The organism is Shewanella sp. SM74 (assembly GCF_025653725.1).
GTDB lineage: Bacteria > Pseudomonadota > Gammaproteobacteria > Enterobacterales > Shewanellaceae > Shewanella > Shewanella oncorhynchi.
This window is the reverse complement of the sequence record NZ_JAKKRZ010000001.1, coordinates 405,304-422,868: the sequence shown is the minus strand read 5'-3', so window position 1 is coordinate 422,868 and position 17,565 is coordinate 405,304. Positions and strand designations below refer to the sequence as shown.

The window sequence follows — 17,565 nt, the reverse complement described above, 5'->3', positions numbered from 1 at the left end:
ACGAAAGCCATTAAATTCAGTCAAGACACTTGCAATCGACCTTTAATTAACCAGTTAACACGCCTAAAATCCACAAGAAATGAGCCTTTCGCTATAAATTCATGAAGATATTAGACCATAAAACTATAACCTTGGCCTCGTACTGTATTTATCAAATTACGCGGCAAGCTGATATTGGCTAGCTTACGGCGAGTGTTACTAATGTGCATGTCCAGATTACGGTCAAATCGGCCCAAATCTTTCTGTAGCACTGAGCGCTGCAACTCTTGCTTAGTGATGACTTGGCCTTTTCTTTCAAAAAGATATTTAAATAATTTAAACTCGGTTTGGGTCAAATCGACATAGCGGGTGCCAATAGTGATCCTATAACTCATTTCATCGAAGTTAATCACTTTAGCCGCCACAGTCGCCATTTGCGGCGAGTGAGAGTGACCGGCACAGAGACGCCGCTCTAAAGCTCGTAAGCGGACAAAAATCTCTTTTATGCTAAACGGCTTACTCAGAAAATCATCTGCTCCCAATTCATAACCAGTGATGCGATCATCTTCATTATCACGTGCTGAGATCATCAGTACCGGCGTTGAACATTCACGCGCTTTTAGCAACTCAAATCCATTCATCTGTGGCATCACTAAATCAAGCACTATGATGTCTGGAGCAAAACTTTCAATGCATGCCAGACCCTCGATGCCATTAACCGCACACTTAACCTCATGCCCTTGCGTACATAGGGCATCAGCTAACCAAACGCTAAACAATGGATCATCATCGACCAAGAGTATTTTACTCATCCTTAAAGCCCAAACGAGAATCTATATCATTTATATTACCATGCGAATCGGGACGACTCTAGCGCTATTACATTAGTTAAGAAGTGTGATGTTGAAAACTGTGAACAAAATACGATATTAACAACCAATCAACGGATGATTAGCGACTCTAAATTCATCTCGTAAACTCCCAATAAAAAAGCGCCCTAAGGCGCTTTTTAGAAACTAAGAGTCTGAACTTAGCTTAGAATTTAACAGTTACACCACCGTAAATCACGCGGCCGACTGTGTCATATACTTGTGGAACTGTACCACCATCGCTACCGTTAGAAACAGTAACTGGTTTTTCATCAGTGAAATTCTTAACGCCTAAACTGACAGTCGTCATATCATTAATATGATAAGTACCAGAAATGTTATGGTACAAAATTGAGTCTACATCAGTACCTTGAGCTAGATCTGTCATTCCGCCGATATAACGATTGAAGTACATAACACTCCAATCATCTTGACCTGCTGACAAGCTAAAGTTGTTACGAACTCGAGCATAAGCACCAAAGTTACCATCAATAGTACCAGTATAGCTTTCACCATCCTGCTCGAAGTTAACTAAGTAAGTTGTGTCATTGTTTAGTTTCCAATCTAAACCAATAAGCTCAAAGCTGTAGGCTAAGTTGAAATCTACACCACTCGTGTCTTGTGTACCCACGTTAGTTAAAGCATTCGTTAAATTATCTAAATCGCCATTAGCGCCGATATTGAAAATTTCACAAGATGCTGCACCTGTTGCATCGCCATCTACTTGGAATCTATGACATGCATCTAGACCTGCTTGAGTGTCCATACGCGCAATCGCGTTATCAACTTTGAAACTCCAGTAATCCAAAGTCACAGACATACCATCAAGATAGCTTGGCGAATACACTAAACCAGCCGTATAAGACTCTGATTCTTCAGGCTTTAAATCTGGATCTGATGTACGATTTACTAAAATTTGTGGATCTTGAGCATTGCCCCATGGATCATCTAAATAATCAAACGAACCTGAGTTACCACCATACAATTCAGCAACACTTGGAGCACGGAAACCAGTAGCCGCTACACCACGAACCATTAACTCATCCGTTGCTGCATAAGTTAAGCCAATCTTCCAAGTGGTTGCTTTACCAAAAGTAGAGTAATCATCTAAACGTAGCGCAAATTCACCCGTTAATTTCTCAGTGAAAGGCACACTTACTTCTTGGAAAATAGAAATAACGTTATAATTACCATCTGTAGGGTCTTGTTGAGCAGCAGTACTTTCACCAGCAACAACTACAGGATCAGGATTATAAAAACCACTTTCACGACGGTATTCTGCACCAATCGCAAAACCAACGGCACCTGCTTTTAAATCAAACAATTCGCCATTTAAACCAGCAGAAAGTGTTTGTTGCTCATTACCACCATTTGCTTGCTCTGAATAACCGATTTCGTTAATCATTTGCTGTGTTAATGGGGTGCCACTAAACCATGCATTAGGATTTGCATAGATCGAATCAAGCATATCTGATGCATTAATAGAATTATCTACTGCAGTTTTAGCTTGGTTTTTACCATAGGTGTAGGTTACATCCCAGTTCATACCAGTATGAACATCTAAGGTGCCCGCTAAACCACCTGATAAACGCCAAGTATCAGTATCCTGAGTATAAATACGAGGACCTACATCGTTAGTCCGGCGACGATAGTTAACTAAACCCTTATCATCGGCTTTAATACCTGCTGCGATCATGCCGCTATCAAGCGTTACACATGGAGCTCCGGCTGGAACGCCCGCCGCGCCACAAACATTTAGCATAATGTCAGCAGGTTGAGCAGCCATTTGCTGGTTAGATCGACGGTTGGTATAAATAGCATCTGCTGTTAATACAACATCGTTACCTAGCTCTTGAGTCATGTTTGCAAATAAACTACGACGTTCACTTGGTGTTTGATAGTAACTATCTTGGGTAAAATCATAACCGTATGAACGGTCTACCCAGTTGCCATTGGCATCTTTAATCTTGCCGCCTAAAGTACCTTCAGGGATAAATGAACTTGCACCAGGTTCAGTCCAATCACGGTCACCTTGGATCACGCCACGACGGTCAGAAAAAGCAGCACCAAAGGTGTAATTACCACCATCGGTATTGAAACCGTATAGTGCACTTACGTCGCCATTTTTACCGTCACCCTTGTCAGTGCCACTACCGTTAAAATCGAGCTGGAAACCTTCAAAGTCTTTCTTAGTGATAATATTCACTACACCAGCAATCGCATCAGAACCGTAAACAGCTGAAGCGCCGTCTTTCAGAATTTCAACACGTGCAATCATAGCGACTGGAATAGAGTTCAAATCCACAGAGCTGTTAGCACCGGAACCAGAGTTCACCATGCGGCGACCGTTTAATAACACAAGCGTACGTTGTGAACCCATGCCACGTAAATCAACTTGTGCAACACCGTCAGCACCGTTGTTTGTTGTTGAACCAATTGCCGCACCCGCCATCGAAGTCTGTACTTGCAGCATTTGGTCAACAGAAGTAAAACCTTCCGCTTTAATCGCAGCAGCATCAATAACGGTCACAGGAGATGCTGTTTCCATATCTTGGCGTTGAATGCGTGAACCTGTCACTTCAATACGTTCAACTTTTGCTTTTTCTTCAGCAGCAAATGCGCTTGACGTAACAAATGCACCAGTAGTGATAGATGCAACGATAGCTAAGTTAATAGCTGACGCTACTTTAGTTCTTTTGATCATGTATGAATGCTCCCTAGATCTTACTATTATTTTTATGCTTACAGCTTGTACAGCTATTGCTGTACTAGTGTTGCACCTGATACTGAGGATTCACTTTAACTCCGTCAATGCTCAAAATTTTAACTAATAAAAACATATTGTTAATTATTTTGATTTATCTAGTTAATTAATTTGGCCATTATTTTTCAATACCCTTATAAATCACACCAATTCAGAGTTAATCACCAACTGTCTGATATTAAGCAGACTTTAAGACTGTTAATAAGAAACATAAATGCAACATTCCGCAAATTGAAAAATGTGACCAAGATCACACTTTTAGGTATTTACCAAAGCAACCTAAAAGAACATCGTATTGATTAACTATTGTTAAATCTGCATATCTAGCAATATCCACCGATAGCTAAAGCGCTAAAATACCGATAAACATAGATAAATTGCATTAAAACAGAGATACACTATGTATCAATTGTGCTAATTATGCATTTTAACAACACCTAAAATTATGGTTTAACAATTAAGGTACAAATGATTCTGCACGCCTTTGAAATGACTATTTGTTACTGATCTTGCTTATTAATTTTGAATATAAGTATTAGCTTCCAATCCCTCTCCCCCCCCCCTATTTCTTATTCTTAAATAAATGGCTTACACCTCATACGACCACATTCAAGGGCAAATTTTCTCCATAAAAAAAGCGACCACTTAGGTCGCCTCTTAGAGTCTGTATCATCAAAATGATGATTACTCGGGTTTGATCAACTCAAAATGTTGATATGCCCGTGCGGTTGCAATACGGCCGCGGGGCGTGCGTTGGATAAAGCCTTGCTGGATCAAAAAGGGCTCTAGCACATCTTCAATAGTTTCGCGCTCTTCGCCTATGGCTGCGGCTAAGTTATCGAGTCCAACTGGGCCACCCATAAACTTATCGATAATGGCGAGTAGTAACTTGCGGTCCATATAATCGAAACCTTCATTATCAACATCCAGCAAGTCAAGTGCATGGTCGGCAACAAACTTAGTGACAGCGCCATCATGCTTCACCTGCGCGTAATCCCGCACGCGGCGAAGCAGTCGGTTAGCTATCCGCGGTGTACCACGTGAACGGCGTGCGATTTCAAATGCACCTTCAGCATCAATATCCAGTTCCATCACCTGCGCCGAACGCGTGACTATGGTGCTTAAATCTTTGATGTTATAGAATTCAAGCCGTAGCGGGATCCCAAAACGCGCCCGAAGTGGTGAAGTCAAAGCTCCTGCCCGTGTTGTCGCACCCACTAGAGTAAACGGCGGTAAATCAAGCTTGATAGAGCGCGCTGCCGGCCCTTCACCTATCATGATATCCAGCTGATAATCTTCCATCGCTGGATACAAAATCTCCTCCACCACAGGGCTTAATCGGTGGATTTCATCGATGAATAACACATCACCGGATTCGAGATTGGTCAAAAGTGCGGCGAGATCGCCCGCTTTTTCCAGCACAGGCCCCGAGGTGGATTTAATGTTCACCCCCATCTCGTTCGCAACAATCATGGCTAAGGTGGTTTTACCCAATCCCGGCGGACCGTAAATCAACATATGATCTAAGGCTTCATTACGATTCTTTGCCGCTTGAATAAACACCTTAAGCTGTGCCCGAGTGTCATCTTGACCCGTGTATTCATCGAGCATTTTAGGGCGCATTGCCCTGTCGATGGATTCATCTTGAGCTTGGATCTGCGGCTGGATGAGCCTGTCTGCCTCAATCATTGTTATTCCTTATCGCAGCTTTCATCTTAATTATCATCATTGTTCAATTAAAGCATCGATTTAAGGGCGGCTTTGATCAGGGTTTCTGAATCCATGCCCTCTTTGTAGGCTGCAGAAACCGATTTGCTCGCCTGCGGTGGTTTATAACCCAGCGAAATTAAAGCTGAAATAGCATCTTCTTCGGCGCTATTGACTGTCGGTGCGGGTGAGTAATTGGATTGCAGCACGAACTCACGCTCTGAGCCTGCTGAGGCTTCCATCAAGCTCTTGAGCTTATCGCGCATTTCTACCAGTAACCGCTCGGCGGTCTTCTTGCCAACACCGGGTAATTTCACTAAGGTCACTATATCATCGCGCTCAACGCAACCCACAAATTCTGCGGCTGTCATGCCTGATAAAATGGTCAAAGCAAGCTTGGGACCGACACCATTGGTCTTGATCAGTAAGCGAAATAACGCCCTTTCCTGCTTAGTGATAAAACCATAGAGAAGCTGTGCATCTTCACGCACCACAAAGTGGGTGTAGACCATAGTTTCATGATTAACTTCAGGCAGCTCATAAAAGCTAGTAAGCGGCATCTGCAACTCGTAACCAACACCGTTAACATCGATCAAAATTTCTGGTGCTTGTTTCTCAACGAGCACGCCCCGTAAACGACCTATCATCTGTACCGTCCGTATGTTCTTGCCGTTGCCCGGCCACTCAATGCAATTAAACTCTGGCTGGTGTGATAATGACACACAGCAACTCCGAGTGCATCTGCGGCGTCAGCTTGTGGGGCTGCGGGTAATTTAAGTAGTTGTTGGATCATGTGTTGTACTTGGGCTTTCTGTGCTCGCCCCGTACCCACGACTGCGCTCTTAATTTGAGTCGCACTGTATTCGGCCACAGGTAAATTGGCGACTGTGGCAGCAACAATGGCCGCGCCGCGTGCTTGGCCTAACTTGAGCGCAGAATCGGCATTTTTTGCCATAAATACGCGCTCAATCGCAAATTCGTCCGGTTGATACTGACGAATAATCTCAGTGATCCCATCAAAAATTTGCTTTAGCCTACCAGGAAGCTCTTCAGACGAAGTGCGAATACAGCCACTGCCGAGGTAAATCTGATGCCGTCCCTGACATTGGATCACGCCGTAGCCTGTGATCCGTGAACCTGGGTCAACACCTAAAATAATTGCCATTCAATACCTTATTTGGGATCTACATTTGCGTCCCTGTTCCTACGTTAGCGTTTGCGAGCTGAAATGGGCATCAATTGACGCCCCAATTCAGCTCACAGTCAATCTAGCCTAGGCTTGCCATCACATCATCGGAGATTTCCGCATTATGATACACCTCTTGCACATCATCGTGATCTTCAAGGGTGTCGATAAGGCGCATAAATTTTTCGGCGGTTTCTAGATCAAGCTCAGCTTTCGTCGAGGCTATCATCGCGATTTCGGCATTATCCGCCACAAAATGGGCGTTATCGAGCGCCTCTTTCACCGTATAGAAATCAACGGGATCAGTAAACACATCCACAGCACCATCATCATAGCTGACAATATCTTCCGCGCCCGCTTCAAGCGCCACTTCCATCAATGCATCTTCATCGGTTCCCGGCGCATAGGATAACACCCCACGCTTAGTGAACAGATAAGAAACCGACCCATCCGTGCCTAAGTTACCGCCCGATTTACTAAACGCATTACGTACACCACTCACAGTACGATTACGATTGTCCGTCATGGTTTCAACCATCACAGCGGTGCCGCCTGGGCCATAACCTTCATAGAGAATGGTTTCGAGTTGCTGGCCTTCTAATTCACCGGCGCCGCGTTTAATCGCACGCTCAACCGTGTCTCGGGTCATATTACCACCGAGGGCTTTATCGATGGCGACACGTAATCGTGGATTGGAGTCGGGATCTGAGCCACCTTCACGGGCTGCAACGGTTAACTCGCGAATGAATTTAGTAAAGAGTTTACCGCGTTTAGCATCTTGAGCCGCTTTACGGTGCTTAATGTTGGCCCATTTACTGTGACCTGCCATGGGAAGTCTCCTCTACTTAGGTATCATCTAGGTGCCATCGCAAAGCTTATCAAGAGCCGAAGGTGGAATGAGACTAAATAACGGCTATTTACTTAAAGGATTGAACTAACAGATATTGATAAGCGGTGGAATGACGGTTCACTAAAACAAACCGAGGCTCATGCCTCGGTTTTCGGTACGACTAAAAATAACTGATAAGGGTTAACCCAAATCGACTTACACAAAAACGAGTTACATAATGTCGATTTGAATAAGGTCGATTGACAACAGTCGCCTTACAAAGCTCTCTTACAAAAGATCAGTCTTCCGTTTTAACGGCTTTCTCAACCACGGCAATACCCAGTTCAGCTAACTGCTGCGGATTGGCAAAACCAGGCGCGTTAGTCAGCGGACAAGCGGCAGTGGTGGTTTTCGGGAACGCCATCACGTCGCGGATTGAGCTTGCGCCCGTCATCAGCATAATGATGCGGTCTAAACCAAACGCTAAACCAGCATGTGGCGGAGTACCGTAACGCAGCGCTTCTAACAGGAAGCCGAATTTCTCTTTAGCTTCATCGTCAGTAATACCCAGAATACGGAATACCGCAGACTGCATTTCTTGGTTGTGGATACGCACCGAACCACCGCCTAATTCGCAGCCGTTTAATACCATATCGTAAGCATCAGAAACGCGATTTGCTGGGTTAGCTTCAAGTTCAGCTGCCGTTACACCACGCGGTGCGGTGAACGGATGGTGAACCGCGTGGAAGTTGCCGTTGATTTTCTCAAACATTGGGAAGTCAACTACCCACAGTGGACGCCATTCACCTTGTAATAAGCTGAAATCTTCACCCGCTTTAAGACGCAGTGCGCCCATAGATTCGGCAACCACAGTCGCCTGATCTGCACCAAACAGGATAATGTCACCAGTTTGCGCGCCAGTGCGGCTCACGATTTCATTCACTATGCTTTCGTTTAAGAATTTCAGCACCGGTGATTGAATGCCTTCTAAGCCAAGGCTTAGGTCATTAATCTTCATCCACGCTAAGCCTTTAGCACCATAGATGCCAACAAATTTAGTGTAATCATCGATTTGCTTACGAGACAGTGCAGCGCCGCCCGGAATACGCAGTGCAGCAACACGGCCTTCTTCATCGTTCGCAGGACCAGAGAATACCGCAAATTCGACTTCTTTGAGTAAATCGGCAATGTCCACCAGCTCTAATGGGTTACGTAAATCTGGCTTATCTGAACCAAAACGACGCATCGCTTCGTTGTAAGTCATGCGCGGGAACTCGCCGAGATCGACGTTCAGCATTTCAAGGAACAGACCACGCATCATCTCTTCGGTTTTCGCCATCACTTGCTCTGAGCTCATGAAAGACGTTTCGATATCGATTTGGGTAAATTCTGGCTGACGATCGGCACGTAAATCTTCATCACGGAAGCATTTTACGATTTGATAGTAGCGATCAAAGCCTGACATCATCAGTAACTGCTTAAACAGCTGTGGCGATTGCGGCAAGGCAAAGAATTGACCTTTATAAGTGCGGCTTGGCACTAAATAGTCACGGGCACCCTCTGGGGTTGCCTTGGTCAGGATCGGTGTTTCTATGTCTAAGAAACCGTTTGAGTCGAGGAAACGACGCACAGAACTGGTCACTTTAGCGCGGAAAATTAATCGCTGCGCCATTTCTGGGCGACGTAAATCTAAGTAACGATACTTAAGACGTTGCTCTTCGCTGTTGTTCTGGTAGTTATCCATGCTCAATGGCAGTGGATCGGCAGCATTGATAATCGTCAAGGCTTGACCTAAGACTTCAATCTCACCCGTCTTCATTTGACCATTGACTTGGCTATCAGGACGGGCACGAACTAAGCCTTTGACCTGAACGCAAAATTCAGCGCGCAGCGTGCTAGCGACATTGAACACCTCAGGTAAGTCTGGATCATAGACCACTTGGATGAGACCTTCTCTGTCTCTTAAATCTAAAAAGACAACGCCACCCAAATCACGGCTACGATTAACCCAACCTACCAAGGTAACTTCTTGTCCAACGTGAGACTTATTGACGTCTCCACAATAATGACTGCGCATCTAACTCTATCCTTTATCCGGAAACCGGTGCTTTGGAAATAATCAAAACGAGATAAAAGCGGCATTATAGTAAAATAATGCCGATTACCAAAGTACTTCACACTTAGGCGGTGAAGTATCAAACAGTTTTACGCCCTTGACTAGAGGCGAACGCACTATCTGAGCATGAGCGTTCAAAAAAACATCAAGCTGAGCGATAACAACGCCCGCCGCTACTTTTTGCTTGATACATCAGCTGATCGGCTTTTTTTAATAAACCTATCGCGGTGTCACCATCGCGGGGGTAAATCACCACGCCAATACTAACCGCTATGCTGACACTGACGCCTTGAATAAGCAAAGGGCTCGACAGTGCCTGTAGAATATTATCAGCAACTTGGGTAACGGCATCGAGATCTTGCACACGATTTAGCAGGATAACAAACTCATCGCCGCCAAATCGCGCAACGGTATCTGACCCACGGATAACCTTGGTTAACTTTTGGGCGACCAGTACCAGTAATTCATCGCCAATGGGATGACCGTGTTGGTCATTGATTTGTTTAAAACCATCGAGATCGATGAATAACAAAGCGAAATGTGCCTGTTCTCTGCGATGAGATAGCAAAGCTTGGGTTAGTCTGTCATCAAGTAAGGCACGATTGGGCAACTGAGTTAAAGCATCATGATTAGCCACATGCAGCAAACGTTTTTCTGCCACCAATCGCTGGGTGATCTCACGATTTAAACGACGATTCACTAACAGCACAGCCACCATCACTAAACACAAGATTATCACGCCAAACACGATATAACGCAGCCATTGCAGATATTTAGCACTCTCTGTCGCCACAGAAAATGACACCCAGCGCGTATATATTTTTTGCTGATGTTGAGCATCAACCAAAGCCAAAGCTTTGTTAATCAACGGCACCAGCGGCGCAAATTGAGGATAAACACCAATATGACTGTGTTGATCGGCGAGATCACTGAGCAGCGACATTTTCAGTGTCGGATAGTGGCTGGTTTTAAGCTCAGAAGCTAAAGTCACCACTTTATCGATAAACACATCCGCATTGCCATTCGTCACGGCCGCTAATCCGGCCTGCGTATTTGGCACCATGACTAACTTGAGCGAAGGCTCCAGACTCATCAATTGCGCCACCAAATGATATCCCTCAACCACAGCCACCCTTTGACCTGCGAGCTGAGCAATATTAAAAACCGAGACTTGTTCCAGTTGCGACACTAAGGCCCACGGCGATGGCCAATAGGCTTCACTAAACGCTAAACGCTGCTGGCGCTCCGCCGTTTGCGCGACACTGCCGGCTAAACTCACCTCGCCCTTTTGCAACGCCTCGATTAACGAATGCCAATCATCAAAGGCAACGGGCGTGAGCTTAAGTTTGAGTTGTTCCTTGAGCAATTTGACGATATCGCTATTGATCCCCGCAAACTCACCCTGTTCATCCATAAACTCCATCGGTGGCCATTGTTTTAGATAACCGACTTTGAGCTCGCCTACGCTTTCCACATAGGCCTGCTCAGCGGGGCTTAAGCTGACATGACGCTCAGCTTGGGTAAAAACATGATCTTTAGGATTGAGCATCCATTTATGTTCAATCTCGGCAAATTCTTGATTGCTAATACTGTTAAACCCATTGGCTATCCTCTGTGTAAGGCCAGCATCATCGCTACGGGTCAGCACATAAATGTTGGTGCTAAATTCGAGATCAGGATACTGGCTAAAGTCAGACCAGCCTTTATTGAGCAATAAATAATGGGATGTCCATGCACCCGCGGCGATAAAACCGACAACTTCTCCAGACCTCGCCCCCGCCACCATGGCATCCATACTGTCGTAATAACGCAGTGACACTTGGGGTAATGCTTTACGCAAATCCACCAAATAAGGCGCTGTCGGCACCACACCAATACGCTTACCTTTTAAGCAGTCTAAATCGGTTAACTGTTGCTGATAGAGAAAGAGTCGACTCTTCACTGTATATAAATGCCAAGCCTGAGTAAGGCCCGTTTTAACATCATCACTTTCAGGATAACCTATATGGGCATCGGCGAGACCACGACGAACATCGTCCACGCTGGAGTTCATATCACCAGAAATAAAATCAACGGCAATACCCGTTTTCTCAGACCACAGTTGCCACATGTCCACATACAAACCATGGGGTAAACCATCGACCCCTAAGTCCACAAAAGGCTCGGCGCCCAGTTGCATCGAAATAACAATCCCAGCTTGTTGACGTTGATAGCCAAGCCAACGTCGCTCCGTTTGCTGAATAAAGTGCACATCGAGCGCAGTGAAACCTTTATTGATCTTATCGACTAATGCAAGATTGCCCTTTTGAACTGCGGGTACAAACTGCATCGCCTTAATTTGAAGGCGGGCAGTATTGGGAAAGTTTGCGGCAATCTCTTGGGATGAGTCGGGATCTTTCAAATAGCCTTCTAACCCCGCAAAGACTACGATCTCGCCCGCGGCGACCCCTGCCAATAATTTCTCACGACTTTCGTAGCGTTTAAACACAAGCTGCGGTTCGATACGGTGTAATTCCGCTTCATGGGATGAAGCCGCTACCACACCAATTTGAAAGGGGATCAGTTCTTTGATGGATTTTTTGCCCTGCAGGGATTTATGCAAATACAAAAAAGTGCCCACATCCGCAATGGGCACTGCAAAATCAAATTCTTGCTCTCGCTCTGGGGTTTTCCCCATGCCGATATGCACTTGCGCCTTACCTTGCCGCAGTTGATCAAGGGACTCGTGCCAGTGACGCGCCACAAAAACCACTTGGGTATGGCTGTGTTTAGCCCACTCTTTCCATAAATCAACCAGTAATCCAGTCGGCTCGCCATCGTTGTCGACATATTGATAGGGAAAGCTATCCTCACCCATAACGATGATTAATGGCTCAGAGGACAACGGACTTGCCTGCCCCGTTATACTCAAAAAACAGCTGCACAAGATCACAATTAAGTGGATCACAAACTTCAAGTTGAGCCCTTAGTACTTGATGTACATGTAACGATTTTGTTATCTATTAAGTATTAGACAAAAATTTATCGCAAATTACTAGCATGAGACTTGCTGCTAATCGCTCTGATTCGTTAAAATGCACAGTTGAATTCCCATGAAAAATCTCAGATGAACGTTTCTCAAGACACTATCTACGCTCAAGCGAGCGAGCATATTAGCGATTTCCAGTTTGATAACCGTGTAGCAGGCGTATTCAGTGACATGATCCGCCGCTCAGTGCCTGGATATGCGCAAATTATCAATACCATAGGCGATTTTGCAGATCGTTTCGTCATGCCAAATACTCAAATTTACGATTTGGGTTGCTCACTCGGTGCCGCGACCTTAAGTATTCGTCGCCAAATCCAAGGCCGCCAATGTCGCATTATTGCTGTAGATAACAGTGAATCTATGGTCGCACGCTGCCAAGAGAACCTGAATGCCTATGTCAGCGATACGGATGTCGATCTGGTTTGCGGTGATATTCGCGATATCGATATTCAAAATGCGTCATTGGTGGTACTCAACTTTACCTTGCAATTTTTACCGCCAGAAGACAGAGAAACCCTGATAGCGAAGATTTATCAAGGTCTGAATCCCGGCGGGATGTTAGTACTATCAGAAAAAATTCGCTTCGAAGATGCCCCGATCCAAACCCTATTGGAAGAGCAACATTTAGACTTTAAACGCGCTAATGGTTACAGTGAACTTGAGATCAGCCAAAAACGCAGTGCGCTGGAAAATGTCATGAAGCCCGACACCTTAACCACGCATCAACAACGACTCACCAGCCAAGGCTTTAGTCACTTTAGTCTCTGGTTCCAATGCTTTAACTTTGCTTCTATGGTGGCCATCAAGTGATCAGCTTTAGCTCGTTTTACCAACAAATCGCCGATTCGAATCTACAGCACTGGCTCGAAACCCTGCCGAGCATTTTAGGCAAGTGGCAACGAGATCATAAACACGGCAACCTGCCAAAGTGGGAAAAAGTGCTCAACAAGCTGCACTATCCAGCACCCGACCAAGTGGATTTTGTTGATAGCGTGACCGTCGGTAGCGGCGAGCAACTTAGCCCAGGCGAAAAAGAGAAGCTTGAAAACCTGCTGCGTTTGTTTATGCCATGGCGTAAAGGCCCCTTCCACATTCATGGCATCCACATCGATACCGAATGGCGCAGTGACTGGAAATGGGACCGCGTTAAGCAACATATTTCGCCGCTGAAAAACCGCACTGTGCTCGATGTCGGTTGCGGCAGTGGTTATCACATGTGGCGCATGTTGGGCTCAGGTGCCAAACGTGTCGTCGGTATCGACCCTTCACCGTTGTTTTTATGTCAGTTTGAAGCCGTCAAACGTTTAGCGGGCACACATCACCCTGTACACCTGTTACCATTGGGTATTGAAGAGCTGCCACCGCTCGATGCATTTGACACGGTTTTCTCCATGGGTGTTTTGTATCACAGACGTTCGCCTATCGATCACTTGTTACAGCTGCGTGATCAATTGCGCACCGGTGGTGAGCTCGTGCTAGAAACCTTGGTGATAGATGGCGACGAAAATGCCGTACTCGTGCCTCAAGATAGATATGGCAAAATGAATAATGTATGGTTCATTCCGTCCGTTGCCGCGCTCATGCTATGGTTAAAAAAGTGTGATTTCACTGATATCCGTTGTGTCGATACCGATGTCACAGCCCTTGCCGAGCAACGCCGTACCGACTGGATGCCCAACGAATCACTGGTTGAATACCTAGATCCTAACGACATCACCAAAACGGTTGAAGGTTATCCTGCGCCCAAACGCGCCACGATTATCGCGGTGAAAAATCAGCCTAATCAGGATTTAAACTAACCTTTTCAGTCTGAAGTAAGCGAATATCAGTCATTGCGTCCTCAAGGTTTGAGTTGGTAATGGCTGATATCAAAAGCCGAAAGATCACCATTCATCTAGTTAATCTGGAATATGTAAGTGTTCAGCAGCTTAGTGTAACTCCTTCCTTGAATAGCAATACATTTGCGACTCCCCCCCTTATCGTTGACATCCAGAACAGAACAGGGTTTCATGCATAACAATGACTTGAAGCTAACTCAATTGGATACTAAGTCAAAGTTAACTCATTCCATCACAGATGCAGAACACATAACCCATGTTAAAACCCACTTTACTGGTTAGCCTGTTTGGCTTGAGCCTTTATGTTACGAATGCCGCCTATGCGGCGCCAAGCCCTGTTCCCCTTTTAGTTGAACAATGCCTGCGTTTGCCAAGTATTGATCTTGCGACTGTGTTCGCCAATGCGCGTTTAACTGCGTCTGAATTAGCCTTGGCCCAGCGCGCGCTTATTTTTGAGCAACAGATGTTAGGGCTTAATAATATCAACGACAGACTCAACTATTACCGTGGGTTTAACTTACCAAGTGAGGAACGCGAGGGTCTACTGCAATGCCAGCTACACCTCGCCGACACCCTGTCGCAACTTCTCAGCCAAACTGAATTGAGCCAACTAGCCTACGCCTTAGCCCAAGGCAATGCAGAACAAATACTACTGAGCCAACAGCTTAAACAATTGCTACAACAACATTGGAGCGCCGAGGAGAAAGCGAAATTACATACTGCACAAGCCAGCATAGGCCAAGGGTTAGGCAGTCAACAATTTAGTCTTGCCTTCAATGGCAGCCAATGCCAACCTGAAGTGACTCAGCAGCAACATCTGCATAAAAAAGAGGATAAAAGTGACGAGCCGAAGCCCGACAGTTCAAAGCAGAGCGACTTTTCTGGCACTATCGCCAGTTACTTACTGACGCAGGAAAACGCCGTATGTCGCCAAAATGTATGGCAGGCCTACCAAGCCAGAGCCAGTGAAACCAATCAAACGGCGTTAGAGCGAATTGCTGAGCAGCGCCAACAAGCCGCCACTGCTGCAGGCTTTACCGATTACAGCGCATTAGTGCTTAGTTCGCAGCAGTTATCGTCCCCTGAATTAGTCAAAGCTTTTCTTGATAGCCAAACCCAAGATCTGCAAGTGGCTCCCTGGGATATTGGGCGAACCCTGTCACAACAAGCATCAGCCAAGGTGCCGACATGGCAAACCTCTGACGTCTTGAGTCGCAGCTTTACTTATCTGCAAGTGTTTGGTTTGCAGTTTGAGACCATAGAAACCGCTAAGGTCGATAAAATACCTGCCGATCCCAATCGGCCACATATCGTCAGGGTCTACCACCAGCAAAGATTGTTAGGTGAAATCTATGTGGCGTATAACCCAAATCCACAGCAAGGTAGTCAACAGCAGACATTGCGTCAAAGTGTACTCGGCCAGCAATTTGGACAACAAGCTTTAGATCTCAAGCCACAGCTGAGTAACTACAAAGACATTGAGCAATTAACCGAGTCTATCGCAGAGGCTGTCACTTCTCTTGCTAAAGCGAGCCATTTCTACCTCAACAATGCCATGGGACAGAGTCAAGATAGCTATTTTGTGGCGAGTCTTTGGTTAGCAGAAGTACTGCGCCATCAACTCTTTCCGCAGTTTGAGCACACCTATTTACAGGAGCGTGAAACACTGGCTAAAGCTTATTCGAAGCAGCTTAAAGTCTTTCGCGCTAAGGTTGCAGTCAACTTTTACCAAAACTCAAGTGCACAAGTCTACCCCGATCTCGGTGCGGAGTTTAATGCTAGCTTTGGTCAAGACTGGCCACAAACACAGGATTATCCTTATAGCTTCAATGCTATCGCCAACGAAGGACCGCTCTACTACCAATCACTCTGGCAAGCATCGCTAGCCCAGCTGATAGCTCAATCCACATTCAACTGCCAAGACAAACTAAAATTATTCAATGTATTAGTCATCAATGAAGACGCTTTAAGCTTCAGTGACCAATTAAAAGCGGTCATTGGCGCCCCCGTTGATAGTTCTGCGCTGATCCAAAGGATCTCAAATAGCGCCGCTTCAGAACATGCTGACAGCTCCAACACCCAAGCTTTCGACGCAATAGGTTCTTGTGCGTTTTAAGTGTGAATGCTTAGGATGTGTTTGTGACTCGCTCGGGCGCAAACACTGAAAATCGTCATGATTAGCCTCTCTATCCCCTCAATAACTTAGCGCGACATAGTTAGCTGTATGTCGTGAAAACGACTGACTCTATGATATTTAATTGAAAAAGTCGTAAGAAGTGGCCACTATAAGCCCCAATCTATCGTTTTTTTGAGATTATAATGACTCGAGCTAAATCTACCTTAGAACAATGGCGTATTTTGCAAGCGGTGGTCGATTTTGGCGGCTACGCCCAAGCGGCCGAAAAACTCAACAAGAGTCAATCGTCGCTCAACCATGCGGTTGCCAAATTACAGCATCAGTTAGGTATCGAGCTACTCGAAGTCAAAGGCCGTAAAGCCTATCTCACCCCGCAGGGCGAAGTGCTGCTGCGCCGTTCACGGCATGTCACCCAAGCCGTCAACGAGTTAGAACAACTTGCGAGTAATCTCGAACAAGGGTGGGAGCCGACACTCACGATTGCCCGTGAAATTATATATCCGATGGAAAGCTTAGTGTGTGCCCTCAATGCGTTTCTACCCCACAGTCGTGGCACTCGAATCATCATGCTGGACTCTGTGATCACCGGCACTCAAGAGCTCATTCTGCAGAGTAAAGTCGATATTGCTATCTGTGCAGGGGTGCCGCCTAAAGGGTATATATCCGAACCCTTATGTGAACAAGAACTCTACCTCGTCTGTCATCCAAATCACCCACTCGCTGACTTAGGCACAATTGAAGACGATAAACTACTGGCACAATATTTACAGTTAGTGATTAAAGATACTGGAGTGCAATCCAACATTGATATCGGCTGGCTCAAAGCTGAGCAGCGCTGGACAGTCTCTAACTTCCATGAAGCTAAAGTCATTTTAAATCAAGGTATTGGTTTCTGTTGGATCCCCTCTTTCTTAATCCAAGAAGAATTGGCTTCGGGTAATCTAGTACGTTTACATCTTGAGGGCAGCCAAAAACGTCGTATCATGTTGAGCTTAGTGATCCCTAAAAGAGATCAACAAGGGCCTGCATCAAAACTGCTTGCTTCCTTGATTTTAAAACAGCATGGAATTGAAACGACGAATAGTCATTAACAGCAAGATACCAAACGAGTT

At 45.5% G+C, this 17,565-nt stretch carries 12 protein-coding genes; 4 read left to right on the top strand and 8 right to left on the bottom strand.

From position 1 onward, the window contains the following. Positions 1 to 110: 110 nt before the first annotated feature. The 8 genes from L5M49_RS01845 to L5M49_RS01810 form a co-directional block, all read right to left on the bottom strand. Positions 111 to 791 (bottom strand): response regulator transcription factor, encoded by a 681-nt coding sequence (locus L5M49_RS01845; protein WP_028759856.1) that lies wholly within the window; start codon positions 789 to 791, stop codon positions 111 to 113. A 223-nt stretch (positions 792 to 1,014) separates the two neighbouring features. After that, positions 1,015 to 3,552, bottom strand: coding sequence for a TonB-dependent receptor plug domain-containing protein (locus L5M49_RS01840; RefSeq protein WP_263265336.1), 2,538 nt, complete (start codon positions 3,550 to 3,552; stop codon positions 1,015 to 1,017). A 744-nt stretch (positions 3,553 to 4,296) separates the two neighbouring features. Continuing rightward, positions 4,297 to 5,301, bottom strand: a complete 1,005-nt coding sequence (gene ruvB, locus L5M49_RS01835) for a Holliday junction branch migration DNA helicase RuvB (protein ID WP_028759854.1) — start codon at positions 5,299 to 5,301, stop codon at positions 4,297 to 4,299. A gap of 47 nt (positions 5,302 to 5,348) precedes the next feature. Continuing rightward, positions 5,349 to 5,966 (bottom strand): Holliday junction branch migration protein RuvA, encoded by a 618-nt coding sequence (gene ruvA / locus L5M49_RS01830; RefSeq protein WP_028759853.1) that lies wholly within the window; start codon positions 5,964 to 5,966, stop codon positions 5,349 to 5,351. Next, complete coding sequence (gene ruvC / locus L5M49_RS01825) at positions 5,963 to 6,484, bottom strand: crossover junction endodeoxyribonuclease RuvC (RefSeq protein ID WP_006081743.1); 522 nt, start codon at positions 6,482 to 6,484, stop codon at positions 5,963 to 5,965. Before ruvC ends, ruvA begins: the two co-directional genes overlap by 4 nt. A gap of 103 nt (positions 6,485 to 6,587) precedes the next feature. Further along, positions 6,588 to 7,334 carry a YebC/PmpR family DNA-binding transcriptional regulator gene (locus L5M49_RS01820; protein WP_173496875.1) on the bottom strand — a complete coding sequence of 249 codons (747 nt, stop codon included), beginning with the start codon at positions 7,332 to 7,334 and terminating at the stop codon, positions 6,588 to 6,590. 298 nt (positions 7,335 to 7,632) lie between these two features. After that, a complete protein-coding gene (gene aspS / locus L5M49_RS01815; RefSeq protein WP_263167326.1) occupies positions 7,633 to 9,411 on the bottom strand; it encodes an aspartate--tRNA ligase in 1,779 nt (592 codons plus the stop codon). 184 nt (positions 9,412 to 9,595) lie between these two features. Then, positions 9,596 to 12,406 (bottom strand): transporter substrate-binding domain-containing protein, encoded by a 2,811-nt coding sequence (locus tag L5M49_RS01810; protein ID WP_263161333.1) that lies wholly within the window; start codon positions 12,404 to 12,406, stop codon positions 9,596 to 9,598. Between the two features lie 150 nt (positions 12,407 to 12,556). On the opposite strand from L5M49_RS01810, the gene cmoA reads away from it, so the two are divergent. The 4 genes from cmoA (at position 12,557) to L5M49_RS01790 (ending at position 17,544) form a co-directional block, all read left to right on the top strand. Beyond that, complete coding sequence (gene cmoA, locus L5M49_RS01805) at positions 12,557 to 13,288, top strand: carboxy-S-adenosyl-L-methionine synthase CmoA (protein WP_263161336.1); 732 nt, start codon at positions 12,557 to 12,559, stop codon at positions 13,286 to 13,288. After that, positions 13,285 to 14,277, top strand: coding sequence for a tRNA 5-methoxyuridine(34)/uridine 5-oxyacetic acid(34) synthase CmoB (gene cmoB / locus L5M49_RS01800; protein ID WP_263161339.1), 993 nt, complete (start codon positions 13,285 to 13,287; stop codon positions 14,275 to 14,277). The genes cmoA and cmoB overlap by 4 nt, the downstream gene beginning before the upstream one ends. A gap of 295 nt (positions 14,278 to 14,572) precedes the next feature. Further along, positions 14,573 to 16,432: a M3 family metallopeptidase gene (locus tag L5M49_RS01795; protein ID WP_263161343.1), complete on the top strand. Its 1,860-nt coding sequence runs from the start codon at positions 14,573 to 14,575 to the stop codon at positions 16,430 to 16,432. Positions 16,433 to 16,635: 203 nt separating this feature from the next. Then, on the top strand, positions 16,636 to 17,544 hold the full coding sequence (locus L5M49_RS01790; RefSeq protein ID WP_263161346.1) for a LysR family transcriptional regulator: 909 nt from the start codon (positions 16,636 to 16,638) through the stop codon (positions 17,542 to 17,544). Positions 17,545 to 17,565: the final 21 nt, after the last annotated feature.

Excerpts from the sequence above, each read along its gene's own strand:
- L5M49_RS01840 (WP_263265336.1), bottom strand. The coding sequence starts at position 3,552 with ATGATCAAAAGAACTAAAGTAGCGTCAGCTATTAACTTAGCTATCGTT.
- cmoA (WP_263161336.1), top strand. The coding sequence starts at position 12,557 with ATGAACGTTTCTCAAGACACTATCTACGCTCAAGCGAGCGAGCATATT.
- L5M49_RS01820 (WP_173496875.1), bottom strand. The coding sequence starts at position 7,334 with ATGGCAGGTCACAGTAAATGGGCCAACATTAAGCACCGTAAAGCGGCT.
- aspS (WP_263167326.1), bottom strand. The coding sequence starts at position 9,411 with ATGCGCAGTCATTATTGTGGAGACGTCAATAAGTCTCACGTTGGACAA.
- L5M49_RS01795 (WP_263161343.1), top strand. The coding sequence starts at position 14,573 with ATGTTAAAACCCACTTTACTGGTTAGCCTGTTTGGCTTGAGCCTTTAT.
- L5M49_RS01845 (WP_028759856.1), bottom strand. The coding sequence starts at position 791 with ATGAGTAAAATACTCTTGGTCGATGATGATCCATTGTTTAGCGTTTGG.
- ruvB (WP_028759854.1), bottom strand. The coding sequence starts at position 5,301 with ATGATTGAGGCAGACAGGCTCATCCAGCCGCAGATCCAAGCTCAAGAT.
- L5M49_RS01790 (WP_263161346.1), top strand. The coding sequence starts at position 16,636 with ATGACTCGAGCTAAATCTACCTTAGAACAATGGCGTATTTTGCAAGCG.
- ruvA (WP_028759853.1), bottom strand. The coding sequence starts at position 5,966 with ATGATAGGTCGTTTACGGGGCGTGCTCGTTGAGAAACAAGCACCAGAA.
- ruvC (WP_006081743.1), bottom strand. The coding sequence starts at position 6,484 with ATGGCAATTATTTTAGGTGTTGACCCAGGTTCACGGATCACAGGCTAC.